The organism is Pseudomonas sp. Z4-20 (assembly GCF_051131955.1).
Taxonomy (GTDB): Bacteria; Pseudomonadota; Gammaproteobacteria; order Pseudomonadales; family Pseudomonadaceae; genus Aquipseudomonas; species Aquipseudomonas marvdashtae.
Genome location: NZ_CP071641.1, coordinates 3,210,927 through 3,231,694, shown reverse-complemented (window position 1 = coordinate 3,231,694; position 20,768 = coordinate 3,210,927). Strand labels below are relative to the sequence as shown.

The 20,768-nt window shown below is 63.3% G+C and carries 17 protein-coding genes; 7 read left to right on the top strand and 10 right to left on the bottom strand.

The annotated features are described in order from the left end of the window. Window positions 1-88 precede the first annotated feature (88 nt). The gene (locus J3P82_RS14570; protein ID WP_434557468.1) at window positions 89-808 is read right to left on the bottom strand and encodes a FadR/GntR family transcriptional regulator; all 720 of its coding nucleotides are present in this window, start codon (window positions 806-808) and stop codon (window positions 89-91) included. A 105-nt stretch (window positions 809-913) separates the two neighbouring features. Continuing rightward, on the bottom strand, window positions 914-2,650 hold the full coding sequence (locus J3P82_RS14565) for an IlvD/Edd family dehydratase (RefSeq protein WP_434557467.1): 1,737 nt from the start codon (window positions 2,648-2,650) through the stop codon (window positions 914-916). 191 nt (window positions 2,651-2,841) lie between these two features. Between J3P82_RS14565 and J3P82_RS14560 the strand changes: the two genes are divergently transcribed. The 7 genes from J3P82_RS14560 (at window position 2,842) to J3P82_RS14530 (ending at window position 9,106) form a co-directional block, all read left to right on the top strand. After that, the gene (locus J3P82_RS14560) at window positions 2,842-4,164 is read left to right on the top strand and encodes an MFS transporter (protein ID WP_434557466.1); all 1,323 of its coding nucleotides are present in this window, start codon (window positions 2,842-2,844) and stop codon (window positions 4,162-4,164) included. Window positions 4,165-4,228: 64 nt separating this feature from the next. After that, window positions 4,229-5,221, top strand: coding sequence for an AraD1 family protein (araD1, locus tag J3P82_RS14555; protein WP_434557465.1), 993 nt, complete (start codon window positions 4,229-4,231; stop codon window positions 5,219-5,221). A 13-nt stretch (window positions 5,222-5,234) separates the two neighbouring features. Further along, window positions 5,235-6,815 carry an aldehyde dehydrogenase (NADP(+)) gene (locus J3P82_RS14550; protein ID WP_434557464.1) on the top strand — a complete coding sequence of 527 codons (1,581 nt, stop codon included), beginning with the start codon at window positions 5,235-5,237 and terminating at the stop codon, window positions 6,813-6,815. A 201-nt stretch (window positions 6,816-7,016) separates the two neighbouring features. Further along, window positions 7,017-7,313, top strand: a complete 297-nt coding sequence (locus tag J3P82_RS14545) for a DUF5629 family protein (RefSeq protein WP_434557463.1) — start codon at window positions 7,017-7,019, stop codon at window positions 7,311-7,313. After that, the gene (locus tag J3P82_RS14540) at window positions 7,300-8,475 is read left to right on the top strand and encodes a lactonase family protein (RefSeq protein WP_434557462.1); all 1,176 of its coding nucleotides are present in this window, start codon (window positions 7,300-7,302) and stop codon (window positions 8,473-8,475) included. Before J3P82_RS14545 ends, J3P82_RS14540 begins: the two co-directional genes overlap by 14 nt. A 156-nt stretch (window positions 8,476-8,631) precedes the next feature. Then, window positions 8,632-8,811, top strand: a complete 180-nt coding sequence (locus J3P82_RS14535) for a hypothetical protein (RefSeq protein ID WP_434557461.1) — start codon at window positions 8,632-8,634, stop codon at window positions 8,809-8,811. Window positions 8,812-8,980: 169 nt separating this feature from the next. Continuing rightward, complete coding sequence (locus tag J3P82_RS14530; RefSeq protein WP_256207078.1) at window positions 8,981-9,106, top strand: hypothetical protein; 126 nt, start codon at window positions 8,981-8,983, stop codon at window positions 9,104-9,106. 32 nt (window positions 9,107-9,138) lie between these two features. Here J3P82_RS14530 and J3P82_RS14525 read toward each other — a convergent pair whose 3' ends face one another. The 8 genes from J3P82_RS14525 to J3P82_RS14490 all read right to left on the bottom strand — a co-directional run bounded on the left by J3P82_RS14525 (window position 9,139) and on the right by J3P82_RS14490 (window position 20,768). Further along, window positions 9,139-9,741: a glutathione S-transferase gene (locus tag J3P82_RS14525; RefSeq protein ID WP_434557460.1), complete on the bottom strand. Its 603-nt coding sequence runs from the start codon at window positions 9,739-9,741 to the stop codon at window positions 9,139-9,141. Further along, entirely contained in the window at window positions 9,738-13,379 is a 3,642-nt protein-coding gene (locus J3P82_RS14520) for an AAA family ATPase (RefSeq protein WP_434557459.1), read from the bottom strand. Before J3P82_RS14520 ends, J3P82_RS14525 begins: the two co-directional genes overlap by 4 nt. Continuing rightward, window positions 13,376-14,620, bottom strand: a complete 1,245-nt coding sequence (locus J3P82_RS14515) for an exonuclease SbcCD subunit D C-terminal domain-containing protein (RefSeq protein WP_434557458.1) — start codon at window positions 14,618-14,620, stop codon at window positions 13,376-13,378. The genes J3P82_RS14520 and J3P82_RS14515 overlap by 4 nt, the downstream gene beginning before the upstream one ends. A 276-nt stretch (window positions 14,621-14,896) precedes the next feature. After that, entirely contained in the window at window positions 14,897-16,534 is a 1,638-nt protein-coding gene (locus tag J3P82_RS14510) for a BatD family protein (RefSeq protein WP_434557457.1), read from the bottom strand. Then, entirely contained in the window at window positions 16,531-18,264 is a 1,734-nt protein-coding gene (locus tag J3P82_RS14505; protein ID WP_434557456.1) for a tetratricopeptide repeat protein, read from the bottom strand. Before J3P82_RS14505 ends, J3P82_RS14510 begins: the two co-directional genes overlap by 4 nt. After that, the gene (locus J3P82_RS14500) at window positions 18,261-19,340 is read right to left on the bottom strand and encodes a vWA domain-containing protein (protein ID WP_434557455.1); all 1,080 of its coding nucleotides are present in this window, start codon (window positions 19,338-19,340) and stop codon (window positions 18,261-18,263) included. The genes J3P82_RS14505 and J3P82_RS14500 overlap by 4 nt, the downstream gene beginning before the upstream one ends. Then, complete coding sequence (locus J3P82_RS14495) at window positions 19,333-19,827, bottom strand: DUF4381 domain-containing protein (RefSeq protein WP_434557454.1); 495 nt, start codon at window positions 19,825-19,827, stop codon at window positions 19,333-19,335. The genes J3P82_RS14500 and J3P82_RS14495 overlap by 8 nt, the downstream gene beginning before the upstream one ends. Beyond that, the gene (locus J3P82_RS14490; RefSeq protein ID WP_434557453.1) at window positions 19,824-20,768 is read right to left on the bottom strand and encodes a DUF58 domain-containing protein; all 945 of its coding nucleotides are present in this window, start codon (window positions 20,766-20,768) and stop codon (window positions 19,824-19,826) included. The genes J3P82_RS14495 and J3P82_RS14490 overlap by 4 nt, the downstream gene beginning before the upstream one ends.

Sequence of the window (20,768 nt, the reverse complement as noted above, 5' to 3'; positions counted from 1 at the left end):
ATCGACTTCGCTGTTCCGTGCGGGTGGTACATACATACCACCCGGTCAAGTGCGGCGTGTGGCAGGTGGCGTTGGAGCCAGGGACGTATCAGGCGGGGTCGTTGCCGAGCACCACATTCAGCGCGCTGCGGGCATCGTCCAGCTGCACCAGCGTGGCATGGCGAGCGCCGAGTGCGTCGCGGTTCTCGATGGCGGTGAGGATCGCCTTGTGTCGTGGCATCGCCAGCTCATGCAGGTTGGGCCGCTGGTTGGAATGCTTGAGCGCTTCGGCGATGGCCACCGACAGCATGTTGCACAAGTTGGCGAGCAGGTCGTTGTGGGTGGCGTCGGCGATGCGGCTGTGGAAATCCAGGTCTGGTTGCAGCAGCGCCTCGGGAGTCGGGGCCGCGTCCATGCGCTGGTAGGCTTCGTGGATGGCAGCGATGTCTTCATCGGTGGCGAACTGGGCGGCGAGGGCGGCGGCGGCCGGCTCGATGATGCTGCGCACGCTGGTCAGCAGGTTGAAAAACTCATTTTGCGGGCTGCTTTGCATCAGCCAATGCAGCACATCGGGATCGAGCATGTGCCACTCCCGACGCGGCTTGACCACCGTGCCCACGCGCGGTCGCGAATACACCAGGCCCTTGGCGACCAGCACTCGCGTGGCTTCGCGCAGCACCGGGCGACTGACCGCATACTCTTCGCACAGCAAGGCTTCGGCCGGCAGTTTGTCGTCGGGCTTGAAGCGCCCGGAGACGATCTGCATGCCCAGTTCCTGGACGATGCGCGCATGCATGCTTTTGCGGTCGGAGGGTTTGCGGTAATCCATGGGACGCGGCGCGATCCTGTACGAGGGGGTGCCGCGCATGATAGCAGGCGCGGCGGGTATTCATCAGGCTAAACCCTTGGGCTTGAGTGACTTGTGGCGAGTGGATCAGTGAGAGTGGCGTGGCACCTCGGCCCCACGACAGCCCACCAGGAAATCGAAGTCACAGCCCTGGTCCGCTTGCAGGACGTGGTCGATGTACAGCTGGCGATAACCGCCCACTAACAGGTTCTGCCGCGGTGGCAGGTCGGCCAGGCGCGCGGCGAGTTCGGCGTCCGGGATGTCCAGGTGCAGGCGGCCGCTGGCGCAATCGAGTTCGATCCAGTCGCCTTCTTTCACAGCGGCCAAAGGTCCGCCGGCCGCCGCTTCCGGTGCCACATGCAGCACCACGGTGCCGTAGGCGGTGCCGCTCATGCGCGCATCGGAAATCCGCACCATGTCCGTCACGCCTTGGGCCAGCAGCTTGGCCGGCAAGCCCATGTTGCCGACTTCGGCCATGCCCGGATAACCCTTCGGCCCGCAGTTCTTCATGACCAGGATCGAGTCGGCGTCGACGTCCAGTTCCGGATCGTTGATCCGCGCCTTGTATTCGTCGAAGTTCTCGAACACCACCGCACGACCGCGATGCTGCATCAGTTCGGCGGTGGCGGCGGACGGCTTGAGCACTGCGCCCAGTGGCGCCAGGTTACCGCGCAGTACGCAAATCCCGCCGTCGGCGCGGATCGGATTGTCCAGGGTTCGGATGACTTCGTCCTGGCCGTAGATTGGCGCGTCCTTGGTGTTTTCCCCCAGGCTCTTGCCGTTGACGGTCAAGGCGTTCGGGTGCGGAATCAGGTTGGCTTCACCGAGGCGGCGCAACACGGCAGGCAAACCGCCGGCGTAGTAGAACTCTTCCATCAGGAAGCGCCCGGACGGTTGCAGGTCGACGATGGTCGGCATGCCACGACCGATGCGAGTCCAGTCGTCCAGGTCCAGCTGTACGCCGATGCGTCCGGCAATGGCCTTGAGATGGATCACCGCGTTGGTCGAACCGCCAATCGCGGCGTTGACGCGGATGGCGTTTTCGAAAGCTTCCTTGGTCAGGATCTTCGACAGCTTGAGGTCTTCACGGACCATTTCCACGGCGCGCATGCCGGACATGTGGGCGAGCACGTAACGGCGCGCGTCCACCGCTGGAATGGCGGCGTTGTGGGGCAGGGACGTGCCGAGGGCTTCGGCCATGCAGGCCATGGTCGAGGCGGTGCCCATGGTGTTGCAAGTGCCGGCCGAGCGGGACATGCCGCCCTCGGCCGCAAGAAAGTCGTCAATGGTGATGGTGCCGGCCTTGACCTGTTCGCTCAGTTGCCAGACCACGGTGCCCGAGCCGATGTCCTGGCCCTTGTGCTTGCCGTTGAGCATCGGTCCGCCGGTGACGACGATGGCAGGCACGTCGCAGCTGGCGGCGCCCATCAACAGCGCGGGGGTGGTTTTGTCGCAACCGGTGAGCAGCACCACGCCGTCAATCGGGTTGCCGCGAATGGCCTCTTCCACGTCCATGCTCGCCAGGTTGCGGGTGAGCATGGCGGTGGGGCGCAGGTTCGATTCGCCATTGGAAAACACCGGGAATTCCACCGGGAAGCCCCCGGCTTCGATCACGCCGCGCTTGACGTGTTCGGCAATCTGCCGGAAATGCGCGTTGCACGGTGTCAGCTCCGACCAGGTGTTGCAGATACCGATGATCGGCTTGCCGTGAAACTGATGGTCGGCGATGCCCTGATTTTTCATCCAGCTGCGGTACATGAAGCCGTTCTTGTCGGCGGTGCCAAACCATTGGGCCGAGCGCAGGGAGGGTTTCTTATCAGACATGATCGATTCTCTTATTGTATGACTATATTGTTCTAGCTGAAGCGTAACATAAGCGCAATTTGCGCGGTTTGGAAGTGTTGTTGCTCAAATAGTATTACTATATAGTCCGGTTCAACGGAGGGGTTGTCCTGGCGGTCATTCCAGAGAAATCCCCCGAGCTTCTATAACAACAACAATCGGAGACCGGTCCCATGAGCCAGGAATTGCGGCTTATTCGTCGCATCACGCTGAAACTGATTCCTTTCCTGATCCTGCTGTACCTGATTGCCTACGTGGACCGCTCCGCCGTGGGCTTCGCCAAGCTGCACATGGGCGCCGACATCGGTATTGGCGACGCCGCCTACGGCCTGGGTGCAGGGCTGTTTTTCATCGGTTACTTCCTGCTGGAGATTCCCAGCAACCTGATGCTGGAGCGCTTCGGTGCCCGGCGCTGGTTCGCCCGGATCATGCTCACCTGGGGCGCCATCACCATCGGCATGGCCTTTGTGCAGGGTCCCCACAGCTTCTATGTGATGCGCTTTTTGCTGGGTGCGGCGGAGGCCGGGTTCTTCCCGGGCGTGCTGTATTACATCACCCAATGGTTCCCAGTGCGCCATCGCGGCAAGATCCTTGGTCTGTTCATTCTTTCCCAACCCATCGCGATGATGATCACCGGCCCCGTGTCTGGTGGCTTGCTGGGCATGGACGGCATCCTCGGCCTGCATGGCTGGCAGTGGCTGTTCATTGTCATCGGCCTGCCGGCGGTGCTGTTGACCTGGCCGGTGCTGCGTTACCTGCCGGACGGCCCGCACCAGGTCAAATGGATGGATCAGAGCGAGAAGGATTGGTTGACCGGTGAGCTGAAAAAGGACCTGGAGGAATACGGCCAGACCCGCCATGGCAATCCGCTGCATGCGCTCAAAGACAAGCGTGTCTTGCTGCTGGCGCTGTTCTATCTGCCGGTGACCCTGAGCATCTACGGCCTGGGCCTGTGGCTGCCGACGCTGATCAAACAGTTCGGTGGTACGGACCTGGTGACCGGATTCGTGTCCTCGGTGCCGTACATCTTCGGCATCATCGGGCTGTTGATCATTCCCCGCAGTTCCGACCGCTTGAACGACCGCTACGGCCATTTGGCGGTGCTGTATGTGCTGGGCGCCATCGGCCTGTTCCTCAGTGCCTGGCTGACGGTGCCGGTGCTGCAATTGGCGGCGTTGTGCCTGGTGGCGTTTGCGCTGTTCTCCTGCACGGCGGTGTTCTGGACTTTGCCCGGGCGTTTCTTTGCCGGCGCCAGCGCGGCGGCGGGCATTGCGCTGATCAACTCGGTGGGCAACCTGGGCGGTTACATCGGACCGTTCGTGATCGGTGCGCTGAAGGAGTACACCGGCAATCTGGCGTCTGGGCTGTATTTCCTCTCGTGTGTGATGGTCTTTGGCCTGGTGTTGACCGGCGTGGTGTACCGCCTGCTGGAGCGCAAGCACGTGTTGCCGGCCGATCAGTTCGCGGCGAGCGCCCGGGGGGCGACGCGTACCTGAATTTATTGCAATTGTGAAAGCCTGCTAAGCCTATTCATGTTTTTGTTTACAGGGAGAAACCCCCATGCGTTTAGTTCAGTTCGAATTGAGTAACGGCGAACGCCGCGTCGGTGTGATAGAGGGCGAGCAGGTGCGCGAAGTGCAGGGCGCCGGTACTGTGCGGGAGCTGGCGCTGGCCGCCATCGAAGCGGGCGTGAAGCTTGAGCAGCAGGTCAGTGGCCTGGGCCTGGGGGCGACTCATGACTATGCGCAGTTGCTCGGTGAATTGCGCATCCTGCCACCGCTGGATCATCCAGACCCGGCGCACTTGCTGGTCAGCGGGACCGGTCTGACTCACCTGGGCAGCGCTTCGGCCCGGGACAAGATGCACCAGCAGGCCGGTGACGAAAGTGCGATGACCGACACCATGCGCATCTTCAAATGGGGCGTGGAGGGCGGCAAACCGGCGGCCGGGCAGGCCGGCGTGCAACCGGAATGGTTCTACAAGGGCGACGGCAGTATCGTCGTCCGTCCGGGCCATCCGTTCCCGTTGCCGCCGTTCGCCGAAGACGCCGGCGAAGAGCCGGAAATCAGCGGCCTGTACGTCATCGGCCACGACGGCAAGCCGTATCGCCTGGGCTTTGCCGTGGGCAACGAGTTTTCCGACCATGTGATGGAACGCAAGAATTACCTGTACCTGGCTCACTCGAAATTGCGCAGTTGCAGCTACGGCCCGGAACTTCGCGTGGGAGAACTGCCTCAACATCTGTCCGGGACCAGTCGTATCCTGCGCAACGGCGAAGTGTTGTGGCAGAACGAATTCCTCAGCGGCGAGGCGAACATGTGTCACAGCCTCGAAAACCTGGAGTTCCATCACTTCAAGTACAGTCAGTTCCTGCGCCCGGGGGACGTGCACGTTCACTTCTTCGGCACCGCGACCCTGTCGTTCGCCGACGGCATCCGCACCCAGCCGGGGGATGTGTTCGAAATCAGCCAGGCCGAATTCGGCGCACCGCTGATCAACGGCATTGCTCCGGTAGACGCGGTGTTCAACCCAGGTACTATCGGCACACTTTAAAAGGAGACTTGCGATGAACCAGATCCTTGGCCACAACTACATCGGCGGGACGCGCAGCGCGGCCGGCCAGACTCGCGTGCAAAGCTTCGACGCCAATACCGGCGAGGCCTTGCCCCATGAATTCTTCCAGGCCACGGCAGAAGAAGTCGACGCTGCCGCCAAGGCCGCGGCAGCGGCTTATCCTGCTTATCGCAGCCTGAGCGCGGCGCGTCGGGCCGAGTTTCTCGACGCGATTGCCGATGAGCTGGACGCCCTGGGCGATGAGTTCGTCGCCGTGGTCTGTCGTGAAACTGCCTTGCCAGCCGCACGGATCCAGGGCGAACGCGGGCGCACCAGCGGGCAGATGCGCCTGTTTGCCAAAGTCTTGCGCCGTGGCGATTTCTACGGCGCGCGCATTGACCGCGCGTTGCCTGAGCGTACGCCGCTGCCGCGTCCAGACCTGCGCCAGTACCGCATCGGCCTCGGCCCGGTGGCGGTGTTTGGCGCCAGCAACTTCCCGCTGGCATTCTCCACCGCTGGCGGTGACACCGCCGCCGCGCTGGCCGCCGGTTGCCCGGTGGTGTTCAAGGCCCACAGCGGTCACATGGCCACGGCCGAACACGTGGCCGATGCGATCATTCGCGCGGCTGAAAAAACCTCGATGCCGGCCGGTGTGTTCAACATGATCTACGGCGGTGGCGTCGGCGAATGGCTGGTCAAGCATCCGGCGATCCAGGCCGTCGGCTTCACCGGTTCCCTCAAGGGCGGGCGCGCCCTGTGCGACATGGCGGCCGCGCGGCCCCAACCGATCCCGGTATTCGCCGAAATGTCGAGCATCAACCCGGTGATCGTCTTGCCAAAAGCGCTGGAGGCCCGCGCCCAAAGTATCGCTCGCGACCTGACCGCCTCGGTGGTGCAAGGCTGCGGCCAGTTCTGCACCAATCCTGGTCTAGTGATCGGCATTCGGTCGCCACAGTTCACCGCCTTCACCCAGCAAGTGGCTGCGCTGATCAACGACCAGGCACCGCAAACCATGCTCAATGCCGGCACGCTGCAAAGCTACGGCAAAGGCTTGCAGAAGCTGTTGGCTCATTCCGGCATCGAACATCTGGCGGGTGGCGAACAGCAAGGCAACCAGGCCCAGCCGCAGTTGTTCAAGGCTGACGCCAGCCTGCTGATCAACGGCGACGAGGCATTGCAGGAAGAAGTCTTCGGCCCGACCACGGTGTTTGTCGAGGTGGCGGACCAGGCGCAACTGACCGCTGCGCTGAACGGCCTGCACGGACAATTGACCGCCACGATAATCGGCGAGCCGGCGGACTTCGAACAGTTCGGCGAACTGACGCCGCTGCTGGAACAGAAGGTCGGTCGCATCCTGCTCAACGGTTATCCAACCGGCGTCGAGGTCTGCGACTCGATGGTTCACGGCGGGCCTTACCCGGCGACATCCGATGCCCGTGGCACGTCGGTCGGCACCTTGGCGATCGATCGTTTCCTGCGGCCGGTATGCTTCCAGAACTACCCCGACAACCTCTTGCCGGAGCCGCTGAAAAACGCCAACCCGCTGGGCATTCAGCGGCTGGTGGATGGCGTACCGGGGCGCGAGGCGCTCTGAGGATCAGGCAGTCCATTGAGCTTTGATGGGCTGTCGCGTATCCAGGCAGGCCCGCTCCCACCATTCGGATGCTTTCGGATTGTGGGGCGGGCCTGTTTGCGTTGGCGATTGTGCCGGTGGCAGGGTTTTCGAACCTTATGGGCCCAGGCCCGGTCCGACATTGGGTTATCATGCCGCCTTTCCAATGACTGACTGATCGCTATGACTGCCCCGACCGACACCCTGCTGCACGCCCTCGAAAATTGCGACATGCTGATCATCGACGGGCTGCACGCGTTCGATTTTTCCCTCGACGAGCAAGACCAGTTGCACGTTGAGTGCATGAATGGCCGCACCCTTGAGCACTGGCGTTTTACACCTGCGCAGATGCAGGCCGCGACCTTCGACAAAGCCCTGAAGCATTGGATCATCACCAGCGACTCGGGCGACCATCACCTGGAATGCGTGGAAGCCACCAGCGGCCACGACGACGAGGACCAAGAAGATGAAAATGCGTAGTTTCTGGCCATTGTTGATGGCCGGCAGCGTGGGCGCCATGGGCGTCCAGGCAGACACCGCCGAACATTATCAATTGCTGGTCGGCTCCTACACGGCGGACCAGAGCCAGGGCATCTACCGCATGCAGTTCGACAGCCGCACCGGACAGCTCGACGCCAAGCCGCTGCAAGTGATCAAGACGGACAACCCGTCCTGGCTGACCCTTTCCAAGGACATGACCCGGTTGTTCGTGGTCAACGAAAACGGCCCGGGTCAGAAGGATCCGGTGGGCAAGGTCAGCAGCTACGCCATTGACCCCAAGACCCATGAGCTGAGCCTGCTCAATCAGGTACAAAGCCTGGGCAACGAGCCAACCCATTCCAGTCTGAGCCTCGATGGCCAGCATTTGCTGGTCAGCAATTATTCCGTGCTGGAAAACCCGGGCGGCACCTTGGTCGTGCTGCCAGTGGGGCAAGACGGCAAGCTGGCTCCGGTGGTGCAGTCGGGCAGTCATCAGCCAAGTCGGGTCAACCCTGAGCGGCAGAAGTCCGGCCATGTGCATTCGGCGGTGCCTTCGCCAGACGGCAAGTACGTGTTCGCCAATGACCTGGGGGCGGACAAGGTGTTCGTCTACCGCTACGACCCCAAGGCCAATCCCGAGCTGCCACTGACACCCGCCGACCCAGCATTCGTGCAGTTGCCGCCGGGCAGCGGGCCGCGTCACCTGTTGTTCAGCAGTGACGAGAAACATGCTTGGCTGACCATGGAGATGACCGCCCAGGTCGCCGTTTTCGACTACGCGGATGGTCGCCTGAGCCAGCGCCAGCTTGTCGACCTGGCGGCGGATAAACCCCAGCCGGGCAGGGCAGTGGCGGCACTGCATGCCTCCAAAGATGGCAAGTTCCTGTACGTCAGCAATCGGGGCACCACCAACGAACTGCTGGTGTTCGCCATCGACCCGGCGGCTGGCACGCTGAAGGAGCTACAGCGGCGTTCAGTCGAGGGCGACCATCCTCGGGAATTCAGCCTCGACCCGACTGGAAAATTTGTCCTGGTGGCCAATCAGAAGAGCAACCAGATCGTCGTCATCGAGCGAGATCCGAACACCGGTCTGCTGGGTAGAACCGTGCAGAAGCTGGCAATGGATGCGCCAAGCGATCTGAAGTTCATGGTTCGTCAATAACCCGAAGGCCCCGTTCTATGGGGCCTTCGCCGCTGTATCAACGAGACTGATAGTCGCTAGTATTACAAAGCATTTCAAGACGAGACGCCTCGGCGCGTAAGTTTGCTTCACGGCCCCAACGGGCAAATCAGCTAACTGAATCCGAGGACTACCGCCATGAATCTGAATCTTTTCTCCGTGATCGCCGCTTCCGCTATTTCCGCCACCGTGGCCTTGCCGGCCAGTGCGAGCATTGAGATCAGCGACAAGAAAAACCGTACCCAAAGCTACACCGAAAAATACCTGCAACAGAGCGCCAATTTCTACGCGGCGCTGGACCACAAGATCCAGCACTGAATCTCGCTGCAACTGAAGCCTGCGATCTTTTCATCTCCTACGGCGTGCTAAAGAGAGAAAAGATCGCAGGCTTCGTGCGTCTGGGTAAAAACCCTATTGTGATATCACTTGGCCATGTGGTTAAATTTGACGCTAGTTAATTGACTCCTTACCAATAAGGATCGACACCATGGCGATGCGTCTTGCAGTGATGTTGCTGTTTCTCTATTCCACGCCGATTGTCTCGGCAGCCCAGCCGGTTCCAGGTGAGCTGGAAGTGGCTCGTGAGCGGTTGTTGAGTTTGCTGAGCGACTGAGCGGCCAGGCAACAAGGGCTGTGTGTAATCAGCTACTTGGCCATGATCGCCACGAACAGCTCGGAATCCAGGAATCTCTGCAACCAGTCCTGTAGCCGCGGATAGGGCGCCTGGGCAAACCAGTCGCGATCAACATGAGCGAACTGGCGTATGAACGGCATCACGGCCACGTCGGCCAGGCTCTGATGCGCCGCCGCCAGGAACGGACGGGTTTCAAGCAGTCCTTCCAGTTTACGCAGGAAAATTTCCCCTTCGCTGCGGTAATGTTCCTTCGGGTATTCGGGATGCCGCTCCGGGTATTTGTAGCGGTTCAAGTGGAGCTTGAATACCTGGTCGTTTTCCTCGATCAACGCCGCCGTCAACGCCTGGCCCTGGGGATCGTCCCGTAGACGCCAGTCTTGCGGATCGTGCTGGACCAAGGCCCATTGCATGATTTCCAGGCTTTCATCGATTACCCGGTCGTCGACTGCCAGCACCGGCACCGTGCCTTTGCTGGACAGCGCCAGCATCTCGGGCGGCTTGGCCTTGAGGCTGACTTCGATCAGGTCCAGCGCGACATTGCTGTAGCGCAATGCGATGCGAGCTCGCATGGCATAGGGGCAACGGCGGAAGGAATACAGCGTGGCGCGGCTCATTTCACTTCCACCGTGCTCAGCCCGTTGCCCTGGCGTCGGACCTGGATCTGCACCGGGATCCGTTCATGCATTTCCTGCACGTGGGAAATGACCGCGACTTTGCGCCCTTGGGCCTGCAAGCCGTCGAGGGCGTCCATGGCCAGTTGCAGCGATTCGGGGTCGAGGCTGCCGAAACCTTCGTCGATGAACAGCGATTCGATTCTCAGGGTGCTGGACGCCATCGAGGCCAGGCCCAGTGCCAGCGCCAGGGAAACCAGGAAGGTTTCGCCGCCGGACAAAGAATGCACCGAGCGCAGCTCGTCGCCCATCTCCGTGTCCATCACCAGTAGCCCGAGCATGCTGCCGCCACGCTTGAGCCGGTAGCGCCGGACCAATTGCCGCAACTGGGTATTGGCGTGATGCACCAGCAGGTCGAGGTTGTAAGCCTGGGCCAGTTTGCGGAAACGGTCGCCGGTGGCCGAACCGATCAACGCGTCCAGGCGTGCCCAGCGCTGGTACTCGGCGTAGGCCTGTTCGATCTGCTGGGCCAGGGCCTGGTTGGCGTTTTGTCGACGTTGGTCCTCGGCCTGCTCGGCCCGCAACTCGGCGCAGCGTTGCTCGCTGGCGGCGGATTGGTCCTGCAGTTCGGCCAAGGCTTGGGTCAGTTGCTCAGGCGCCAGATTGCCGTTGTGTTGGGCCTGATGATTTTGCAAGCGCTGTTCGCGTTCGGTAAGCAGCACGCGGGCTTGCTCGATGGCTTTGTCGCTGTTGAGCAGCCGTTGCCGCAGTTGACCGACCTGCTGCTCGTCGAGGCCGAGCAGGGCGTCAAGCGCTGCGTTGTCCAATTCTGGATGGGAGGCGCGCCATTGCGCGATGCGGGTATTCAACACCTGCTGTTCGGCCTCCACCGATTGCGCCTGTTCATGCCGGGCCTGGAGCTCGGCAGCCAGCTGCACAAGGCTGTTGCGCAGATCTTGCAATTGTTGATTGGCCGTGGCCTCGGCATTGCGGGCCTGTTCCAGGGCCTGGTCGAGTTGCTGCTGCCATTGTTCGGCGCTGGTGTGTTCACCCAGCAACTGGACGAGTTTTTGTTGGCAGGCCTGTTGCTGTCCGGCCAGGGCATTGAACTGCTGTTGCGCCGATTCCACCTGCTGCAGGCGAACCTGCTGGCGGTCCTGCTCTTTTTCCAGGGACTGCTGGCGCTGAAGCTGTTCGGCGAGTTCTTCGCGTTGCTGGTCCAACTGCGCCAGGCGCTGGCTGATCTGCTGGTCGAGCTGCATAAAGGTCGCGGCGGGCTCGGTGCGCAGTGCCTGCAAGGTGTCCGCCGGCAGCAAGGCGCTGAAATGACCCAGTTCATCCTCAAGGCGCTGGCGATCCCGGGCCAGCTCCTGTTGCTGATTGTTCAGGTGCAGTGACGCCTGCTGGCTTGCCGTCTCGGCATCGCGCAACTGCTGGGCCAGGCGTGTGGCGTCCTGTTGCAGGGTGAGCAGGGCGCCCTGGCGTTGTTCGTCCTGGCTGATACGCAGGTTCAATTGACTGTTTTGCTGGTCCAGCCAGGCGTCGCGCTTATCCGCGTCCTGGGCCAGCAGTTGCGCCGACAACGGGTGGGCTTCGACGCTTGGCGCGAGGCTCTGTTGCTGGTCCGCCAGTTGCTCCTGCTGCTGCTTGAACTCCTTGAGCTGGGCGATGACGCCGCTGTACCGCGCCCGCAGGTCAATGACTTTTTCATTGAGCAGGTCGACAGCCTTCTGGGCGTTGGCCTGTTCGCTTGCGTCGAATCGCCCGAGACTTTCCAGCAGCGCTTCGGGCTGATGATAAGGGTGTTCGACGCTACCACAGACCGGGCAAGGTTGATCGTCCTGTAGTTGCTCGCGCAGTTGCTCGACGCTTTCGCTGCGGGCCAGGCGTTGGCGTTCCAGCAGGTCGCGGGTGACGGCGAGCGTCTGTGTGGCGAGGGTCAGTTCGGCCTTGGCTTCTCCACCTTCACGCACCAGCCGGTCACGCTCCTGCAACGCCTGTCGCTGGCGCTGTTCAAGGTCGGCCGTGCGCTTGTCCAGCGCCTGCTGACTGGCCCACAGACGGGTCAATTCTTCGAACGCGCGCAGTTGCTTGCGGTTGTCTTGGAGCAGGGTGCCGAGCAGTTGGATCTGTTCGGCCACGGCGTCCGGCTCGGCGTCGGCCTCCTTGTAGAGCACTTCGAGATCCTGTCGGCGGGTCGCCAGGTTCTCGGTGGCGCGAGCGGCGCTGTGTTCCAGGAGCGCAAGCTCCTCTTGACCTTTGTTCAGTCGATTTCCGATCAGCATCAGCTGTTGCAGGCGATCGCGGTAGGCGCCCCAGGCATCGCCCAGCGGTGCAAGATCGGTGCTTTGTTCGAGCTCGCCAGCGATCCGTTGCAGGCGCTCGGCAACCTGCCGTTGCTGCGCCAGCAAGGACTCAATCGTGCGCTGGCCGTCGGCGCTAGCCTGTTGGGCCTGTTGCAAGTGCTCGGCGCGTTGGCCGGCGTCCGTGGCCAGTCGTTCGAGGCTGCTTTGCTCATCGAAGGCCTGGCGCAGCAGCGGCGCGTTATCGGTGCTCTGCTGGCGGGCAGCGGCCAGGGCCAATTGCGCGACGCCGAGGCGCTTCTCCAGTTCGGCCTGTTGCTCGTGCAGCTCCACTTGTTGCTGGGTCAGTTGTTGGATCCTGACGGCTAGCGGCTCAAGTTGGCGCGTGAGCTCCGCTTGACGGAGGAACTGATGCCGCTGCGGCGCCAGTTGGTCCAGGCGTGTCAATTTCAGGCGTTCGTCCGCCAGCCCATCCCAATCGACCTGGGCCTGTTGCAGTTGTTCGGCGGCGCTGGCCTGTTCGTCCTGCAGCTGGCGCAAGTCCTTGAGCCAGGTGTGCTGCTGCTCCAGTTGCTTGAGTTGCGTCTGTTGGGTCTTGAGCAGCAGCTGGGCTTCGTTGAAACGCTGGTCCAGCTCAGCCCGGGTTTCGGGGGGCAGCGGTGTGACGCCGGTCGCCTGGTCCTGGAGCTGCTTGTGGGTTTCCTTGGCCTGCTTGGCCTTGTCGAACGCGCGGCGGCCGAGGCGGGTATACAGGGCGGTGTCGGTGAGCTTTTCCAGCAGTTCGCTGCGGTCGTTGTCGTCAGCCTTGAGAAAGGCGCTGAACTCGCTCTGGGCCAGCAGCACGGCACGGGTGAACTGTTCGAAGTTCAGGCCCAGGGCGGCTTCGAGTTGGGTTTTGTATTCACCTTTCTGGCTTGCCAGCAATTGATCGTTGTCCAGGTCCCGCAGGCTCTGGCGGCTTGCCTGCAACTTGCCGCCGGCCTTTTCCCGGGCGCGATTGGCCTCCCATCGGGCCCGGTAGCGGCGGCCGTCGATGCCGCGAAAATCCACTTCGGCGTAACCGTCACCGGTGCCACGGCGCAACAGCGTGCGTGGGTCGCCCGTGGCGATTTCGCCATCGGCGTCTGGCACCTTGGCATCGCGCCCGGTGTTGCTCAGGCGCGGCACGGCGCCGAACAACGCCAGGCACAAGGCATCGAGCAGCGTGCTCTTGCCCGCGCCGGTGGGGCCGGTGATGGCAAACAGGCCGGCGCTGGCCAATGGCTCTGCGGTGAAGTCGATTTCAAAAGGCCCTGCCAGCGAGGCGAGGTTCTTCAGGCGGATCGCGAGAATTTTCATGGCTGCTCACTCTCCGTCTGCACGTCTTGCAGCAACACAGCAAAATCCTTGAGGGTCTGTTCGTCGACTTCGTTGCCGTAGGTGTCCAGCCAGGCGCGGCTGAACAATTGCTGCGGGCTGAGCTGGTCAAGGTCGACCAGCGCGGCATTGTCCCCGGCGGCGCCAGCCGCGCCGCTGCCGGCGTACTCGGCGGCGATACGCACCAACCGTACGGCTTTGCCTTGCAGGGCGGTTTCCACTTGATGGCGCAGATCCGGTTGCGGCTCGTCGAGGCGCACCCGTACTTCCAACCAGGGCTGGCGCTGGGTGTCGGCCAACAAGTCGATGTCCGGCAATTCCTTGAGCTGCACAACAATATCGGCCAGGGTTGCAGGGCCCAGGCGTTGCAGGTTGACGGCGCGGGGAATCAGCCGCGGTTCGACGTTCACCAGGGTTTCGCCATCCAGCGTGACGTCGAGGATCTGGTGCCGGTAGCCAATCTCGGAAAACGACAACGGGATTGGCGAGCCGCTGTAGCGGATGCGTTCTTCGCCGTTGACCTTCTGTGGCTTGTGCAAGTGACCGAGGGCGACGTAGCTGATGCTTGGGCCGAAAAGACTGGCGGGCAGGGCCTCGGCGTTGCCGATGATCAGGCTGCGCTCGGAGTCTTCCGAGACCGAGCCCCCCGCCATGTGCGCATGGCTGACGGCGATCAACGCCTGGCCCTTCTTGCGTTTGGCGTTGGCGGCGGCGATCAGCCACTCATGGACCTGGCCGATGCCGCGCAAGTAATCGTCGCCCAGTTGCGCGCCGGTCACTTCCGCTGGGCGCAGGAATGGCAGGGCGAGGCACCAGGCCTTGACCTTGCCCTTGGCGTCGGGCAACGGCAGCAGCAGGCGCTCGACGTCCAGCTGCCCATCGTCCAGCCACAGCACCCGGCCCAGGGCATGGGTGCGCAAGCGCCGCATCAACGGCGCCGGCAGTTCGATACGCGAGCCGGAGTCGTGGTTGCCGGCGATCATGACGATGGTCAGGCTGGGGTGTTGTTCGTGGGCACTGACGATGAAATCGTACAGCCGCTCCTGGGCTTTGACCGGCGGGTTGACGGTGTCGAAGATATCGCCGGCGATCAGCAGTACGTCAGGTTTTTCGCTGGCCAGTTGGCGCAGCAGCCAATCGAGGAAACAGGCGTGTTCGAAGTCGCGTTCCTGGCCGTGGAGGTTTTGTCCAAGGTGCCAATCGGAGGTGTGAAACAGACGCAAGGCAGACTCCAGAAAACAGAGGATGGCCGCGGGAAGAGAGGCGGCGCAAAAATGCAGAGTTTACTGGGAAATGGCATTGGGGACTTGGTCAACTTCCCTGGATCGTCTAACGCCTGCTTTTGTGGCGAGGGAGCTTGCTCCCGTTGGGCTGCGCAGCGGCCCTAACTAGCCAGTCGCAACCTTTCCGATACACCGAGGCGCCTGGCTTTGGGCGTGCTGCGCGCGCCAGCGGGAGCAAGCTCCCTCGCCACAAAAGCTCGGCGCCGTTCGCGAGGGTTATTTGGGGTACAGCGGCGGCAGGCTCGAATCGCTGGTTGAATCCTGTGCGCCCTCAAGGGGCGGGATGGTGCGAATCGCACGCCACAGGTCTTCGCCTTGCCAGTGCTGGCCGGTTTCGCTGTAGAGGGCGCCGTTCAAGCCGTCCAGGGCGTCGGACAGCGGCACGAAACGCGCCGCCATGTCGGCCAGGGTTTCCGGTTGCTGGCGGGCCCAGGCGTCCAGCGCCTGGCGGGTGGCGTGGGGGTCGTTGGCCAGGCAGGCACGCTTGAGGTCGTCCAGCAGGGTGCGTGGGCTCGGTCCGGCCTGGGTCGCGCGCAGGATCGCCGGTTGCCAGCGGGCTCGCCACCACAGGCCGAACCCGAGCAGTGTGGTACAGGTCAGGATGAGCGTGCTCAGTTGCCAATACCACAGCGTCTCGCTGTCCACGGTCGTGACGATTTGAGCGGGGCCCGCCGGTGTGTCGACCATCAGGCTCGGATTGTTCGCCACTTGCAGGGTTCGCGCGGGCAGGCTGGTGCGGTCCAGGTGATCTTCCAGGGTGTTCCACCAGACCACTTCCACCGGTGGCAGCTCGATGGTGCCGCTGCGGTTGGGCACCAGCGCCTCGCGATCTTCACGACTGCCCACAAGGCCGCGTTCGCTGCTGCGACTGCTCAGCACCGGCTGGTCGGGATAACGCCGCAGGCCGTTGATCTCGGTCGCGGGCAACGGAGGCAGCTGGGCGCTGGTCAAGCCTTCGGCCTCCAGCGTCAGGCTGCGGGTCAGTGAGTCGCCGACCTGGCTGTGGGTCGGTTCCGGGCTCCAACTTTCGCTCAAGGACAGGCTGCGGGCCGGCAGCCATGGCAGGTCGGCCGGGTAGCTGGCGGGCTTGGGCATGACGGTCAATGGCAATGGCGTGGAGCTGACTCGCATCAACTGGCCAGGTTTGGCGCCCGGCGTTGCCGTGCCCTGGGCGGTTGGCTCGACCAGCGTGGCGCTGAAGGTCTGGACCGGGATCGTCAGTTCGCCGCTGCGCTGCGGATAAATGCCGTAACGCAGTTCGATCACGCCGTGGCGAACGTCGTTGATGACCTTCTCGTAGGTACGTGATTCGCCCAGTTGCTCGGTGCGTGCGTCAGGAATGTGCAACGGTGTCAGGCTGCTGTCGTCGTACAGCGACACCGAATGGTAGATGCGCAGCGTAAGGATCGCCTGGGCCTGCACATACACCTGGGCCTGGTCGAGGTTGGCCTCGATAAAGACGGGCGCGAGGGTGCCGGAGGCGTTACGGGTTTCGCTTTCGATCACCTGCAACGTGATCGGCTGGCTGGTTGTTTCGCCCAATTGCAGGGCCGGTATCACCACGGTGCCGCTCTGGCGCGGGAGCAGGGTCACGATCCAGCGGGTGGTGGCGCGATTCTCGCCGTCGAGGGTGGTCAACTGGTTGACCTGGCGCGTGCCCCGCACATCGAATAGCGCCTGCAGAGCGCTCAGGTCAGGTTTGCCGAACAGCGTGGCGTCGTTGGACTCCAGCGTCAGCTCAACGGTCTCCCCGGAATTCAGGCGGCTGCGGTCCACGCTGGCGGTGAGCTGTGCGGCTTGGGAGCCGACAGCCCAAAGCAGCAATAGAAGCAGATAGACGATGCAGCGGCTCATTGGTGTTTTTCCTGGGCCTGGTGGCTTTGCTGTTCATACCAGAATTTTCGCCTGAGCAGTTCGCCCGGGTTATCCGGGATCTGGCGCAGCCACTGTTCAAGTGCCTGGCGCTGTTCTTCTTCATTGCGCTGGCCCGCGGCCGGACGCAGTGGCGGGGTGGTGGTCTGCTCGTCGGGCAACTCGCTGCCGGGCACATCCTGGGCGCCGGGCGGCGGTGCCTGGGATGCCGAGGATTCGTCGGGCGCCGCGCTGGCGTCGGAGGACGGCTGCCCCGGCTCTGAAGACTGCGCCGAAGCATCGGTATCCGGCGGTTGCTCGGCGGGGTTAGGTTCCTCGCGTTCGGCAGGCTTGGGCGCATCCGGTGGCGGTGCCTGCTCTTTCAGCAAACTTTCCACCAGGGCTTTGTTGGTCTGCGCCGGGCGCAGGTCCGGTTGCAGCTCCAAGGCTTGTTCATAGGCATCGATGGCGGCTTCCAGCTCGCCGCTCCTGGCCAAGGCGTTGCCGCGATTGTAATGAGCCCGGGCATCGTTGCCTTCGGCAAACCGTCGGGCGGCTTCGCTGTACGCACCGGCTTCGTACAAGGCAACCCCCTGCCATTGGCTGTCCTCGAAATGGGCGGCCGCCTCGGCGGGGCGTTTTTGCTTGAGCAAGTGCTGTCCTTGTTGATCGGCGCGCAACCACAAGTCCTGGAATTCGAAAGCATGGCCGGTTTGCGGAAAGGCGAACAGCAGCGGCAGGCAGAACAGCCAACCACGCCGCCCGGCGCACGCGGCCAGCAATAACAGCGGCAGAAGCAGCCAGTAGCCTTGGTCCGCCCAGGTATCCAGGCGCAGTTTCTGACCATCGCTGCGCAGACGGCGTGGGCCGTCCAACAGCCCCAGGCCGCGCAGGTCACCGTCATCCAGGCGTGCCGGCCGGTAGCGGCCGTCCAGTTCATTGATGAAGGATTTGAGGCTCGGGCTGTCCAGGCGCGGGACCAGGATGGCGCCCTGTGGGTCCTTGAGGTAACTGCCATCCTCCTGGGCCACTGGCGCGCCTTCACGGGTACCGATGCCGAGCATCAGCAAGCGCGTCGCGGAACCGTCCAAAACCTGCCGGATGCCTAGGCGTTCCTGCTCGTTCAGCGACGACCCTATCAGCAGGATCCGGCCATGACCAAGCCCGGCCTGATCGAGCAAGGCCATGGCTTTGGTGACCGCCAAGTCGGCGCGGTGGCCGTTTTGCGGCATGATCGACGGCGCCAGGGCCTCGAGCAGGTTGGCGCTGGTGGCCAGGTCGTCGGACAGCGGCACCAGGGTGTGGGCGCTGCCGGCGTAAACGATGATCGCGGTCTGTGAATCACTGCGATTTTGCAGCACGTCCAGCACTTTGCGCCGGGCCTGTTCCAGGCGCGTGGGCGGGACGTCGGTGGCGAGCATTTCCGGGCCCAGTTCCAAGATCACAACCAGCGGATCGGCGGGTTTCTGGCTGGTCTGTTCGACGCGCGTCCAGCTGGGGCCGAGCAAGGCCAGCACCATCAGCAGCCAGCCCAGGCCCAGGGCAATCCAGGGCAGTCGGCTTTCACGGCCGCTGCCACCGCTGAGCAGCACCGCATGGAACGCCGGGGGCAGGATCATCTGCCAGCGGCCCACGCGTTTTTGCCGGTGCCACAGTTGCCAGAGCAGCCAACCCAACAGAGGCAGCAGCAGGATGAAACCAGGGCGCAGCCAATGCGGCCAGAGCGCGATCATCGGCGCCTCCGCAGTCGCAGGCGCTTGAGCCGTTTACGCCATTCAGAGGATTGCGATGGCTGAAACAGCGGCTGGGTAAAGAGCCGCTGCAACGGGTTGTCCGGCCAGCGTTCCCTGGCCACCAGCAACATGCTCAACAACAGCGCAACGGCCAGCGGCCACTGATAGAGCGCCAGGGACGGGCGTGCCTGGGTCGGTTGCTGCGCCACCGGTTCGAGTTGGTCGAGGGTGGTCTTGATCGCCAGCAATTGCTCTCCATCCTGGGCTCGAAAATATTGACCGCCGGTGACTTGGGCGATGTCCCTGAGTGTCGCTTCGTCGAGATCCAGGCTCGGGTTGACGCCCAGGAAGCCGGCCGTGCCCGTTTGCTCTGGATCGGCGCCCACGCCGATGGTGTAGATTTTCACGCTTTCATCGGCGGCCAGTTGGGCGGCGGTCAGCGGATCGATTTCGCCACCGTTGTTGGCGCCATCGGTGACCAGGATCAGCACGCGGCTGTGGGCCGGACGTTGGCGCAGGCGTTTGAGTGCCAGGCCAATGGCATCGCCGATGGCGGTGTTCTTGCCGGCGATGCCTACGCGCGCCTCGTCGAGCCAGAGGCGCACGGTGTGACGGTCAAAGGTCAACGGCGCTTGCAGATAAGCCTGGCTGCCGAACAGGATCAGGCCGACCCGGTCGCCTTCGCGGCTTTCGAGAAAGTCCCCGAGCGTGTGCTGGACCAGCGCCAGGCGACTGACTTCCTCGTCCTTCCACTGCATGTCGGGAAAATCCATCGACCCTGATACGTCCACCGCCACCAAGAGGTCGCGGCCGCTGGCGGCAATCGGCAGCGGTTCGCCGAGCCATTGCGGGCGGGCGGCGGCGATCAGCAGCAGGAGCCACAGCAGGATGAAGGGCGCCTGCTGGCGCCAGGTGGGCAGGTTGGCCCGGGCCCGGCGCCCAACCAAGCCTTCGAGGTCTTCCAGGAAACTGACCTTGAGGGCCGGCTCACCGCTGTCCGCCGCCGGCAGAACCAGGCGCATCAGCCAGGGCAATGGCAACAGGGCGAAGATCCACGGCCAGGCGAATTCAAACATGCTTGCGAATCCAGATCTCGACCGCCTGGGTCAGGCCGGCAATGGCTTTGTCATCGAGCTTGCATTCAGGCTTGTAGGCGCCTTCCACCAGGATCATCCAGCGGGTCAGGCCGGCGGCCGGGCAGCGGTTATCGAGGAAGGCCAGCCATTTGCGTCCATTGAGGGTGTGGCTCTGGCTGTAGGGATAGTGGTTGCGACACAGGCGCTTGAGCAGCCCGTTGAGTTGCTGCAGCCAGGCCCCGGCGGGTGCGCCGTCGTAGGGTTTGGGCAGCAGGGCGAGTTCGGCCAGCGCCGCGAGGCGTACCGGGTCCAGCGGTTGTTCGGTGCGCGAATCGGTACGCCTGGCGGGAATGAACCGGCGCAACTGCCACAGGCCCAGGCCCAGCAGTGGCATCAGCACCAGCAGCAACCACCAGCCTGGCGCGGGCGGCCAGAAGCCAATCGGGGGCGGGGCCATGAGCGGCTGCAGTTGATCAAGGCTGCTCATCGGGTTTTCCCTGGCCGCTTGGGGTTCAGGTACTCGCGCAGTTGTTCGACCATGTCGCCCTGCGTGCTCAACGGCAGCATCAGGATTCGCAGCTTCTGCGCGAGCATTTCCCAGCGCTCCAGCCGTGCCTCGGCCTGGGCGCGATAGGTCTGGCGCAGTTCGAAGTTCAGCGTGTCGATCTCCAGCTGCTCGCCCCGTTGGGCAAACCGAAGCAGCCCGGCGGCGGGCAGGGCGTGGTCCAGCGGGTCGGACAACGGCAGCAGCAACAGATCGCAATGGCGCGATAGCAGGCTCAATTGCTGCTCGGCACCGTCGGACAGGGCGCGCTCGTCGCAAATCACGATGGCCAGGCTGCCGGGACGCAGCACCTCCCGGGCGCGGCGCAAGGCGACGCCGAACGAGTCGTGGTCCGACTCACCTTCGGTGTGCAGCGATTGATTGACGCGCACCAGGCGATTGAGCAATTGCAGCAGGCTCTGCTTGCTGCGCCGGGGCTTGACTTCGTAATGGGTGTTATTGCCGAACACCAGCCCGCCCACCCGGTCGTTGTGCCCCAGCGCGGCCCAGCCGATCAGGCTGGCGGCCTGGGCGGCCAGCACCGATTTGAAAACCTGCCCGGAGCCGAAGAACAGGCGATGGCTTTGCTCGATCATGATGAAGATCGGCCGCTCCCGTTCTTCGTGGAACAGCTTGGTGTGGGGCTCCTGGGTCCGCGCGGTGACGCGCCAGTCGATGGTCCGCACATCGTCGCCGGCCTGATAGACCCGCACCTGGTCGAAATCCACACCGCGTCCACGCAGCTTGGAGTGGTGCAGGCCAATCAACGGGCTACGCTGGCCGGGGGTGGAGAACAATTGCACCTCGCGCACACGGTGGCGCATCTCGATCAGCTCCGAAAGGCTGACGCGGATGCCCGGGACGGGCGCCAGTGGGTCATTCAT

Coding starts and splice junctions, on each gene's coding strand:
- J3P82_RS14490 (WP_434557453.1), bottom strand. CDS start 20,768: ATGAATGACCCACTGGCGCCCGTCCCGGGCATCCGCGTCAGCCTTTCG.
- J3P82_RS14560 (WP_434557466.1), top strand. CDS start 2,842: ATGAGCCAGGAATTGCGGCTTATTCGTCGCATCACGCTGAAACTGATT.
- J3P82_RS14505 (WP_434557456.1), bottom strand. CDS start 18,264: ATGATCGCGCTCTGGCCGCATTGGCTGCGCCCTGGTTTCATCCTGCTG.
- J3P82_RS14530 (WP_256207078.1), top strand. CDS start 8,981: ATGGCGATGCGTCTTGCAGTGATGTTGCTGTTTCTCTATTCCACGCCG.
- J3P82_RS14495 (WP_434557454.1), bottom strand. CDS start 19,827: ATGAGCAGCCTTGATCAACTGCAGCCGCTCATGGCCCCGCCCCCGATT.
- J3P82_RS14525 (WP_434557460.1), bottom strand. CDS start 9,741: ATGAGCCGCGCCACGCTGTATTCCTTCCGCCGTTGCCCCTATGCCATG.
- J3P82_RS14535 (WP_434557461.1), top strand. CDS start 8,632: ATGAATCTGAATCTTTTCTCCGTGATCGCCGCTTCCGCTATTTCCGCC.
- J3P82_RS14510 (WP_434557457.1), bottom strand. CDS start 16,534: ATGAGCCGCTGCATCGTCTATCTGCTTCTATTGCTGCTTTGGGCTGTC.
- J3P82_RS14520 (WP_434557459.1), bottom strand. CDS start 13,379: ATGAAAATTCTCGCGATCCGCCTGAAGAACCTCGCCTCGCTGGCAGGG.
- J3P82_RS14565 (WP_434557467.1), bottom strand. CDS start 2,650: ATGTCTGATAAGAAACCCTCCCTGCGCTCGGCCCAATGGTTTGGCACC.
- J3P82_RS14550 (WP_434557464.1), top strand. CDS start 5,235: ATGAACCAGATCCTTGGCCACAACTACATCGGCGGGACGCGCAGCGCG.
- J3P82_RS14540 (WP_434557462.1), top strand. CDS start 7,300: ATGAAAATGCGTAGTTTCTGGCCATTGTTGATGGCCGGCAGCGTGGGC.
- J3P82_RS14570 (WP_434557468.1), bottom strand. CDS start 808: ATGGATTACCGCAAACCCTCCGACCGCAAAAGCATGCATGCGCGCATC.
- araD1 (WP_434557465.1), top strand. CDS start 4,229: ATGCGTTTAGTTCAGTTCGAATTGAGTAACGGCGAACGCCGCGTCGGT.
- J3P82_RS14545 (WP_434557463.1), top strand. CDS start 7,017: ATGACTGCCCCGACCGACACCCTGCTGCACGCCCTCGAAAATTGCGAC.
- J3P82_RS14500 (WP_434557455.1), bottom strand. CDS start 19,340: ATGTTTGAATTCGCCTGGCCGTGGATCTTCGCCCTGTTGCCATTGCCC.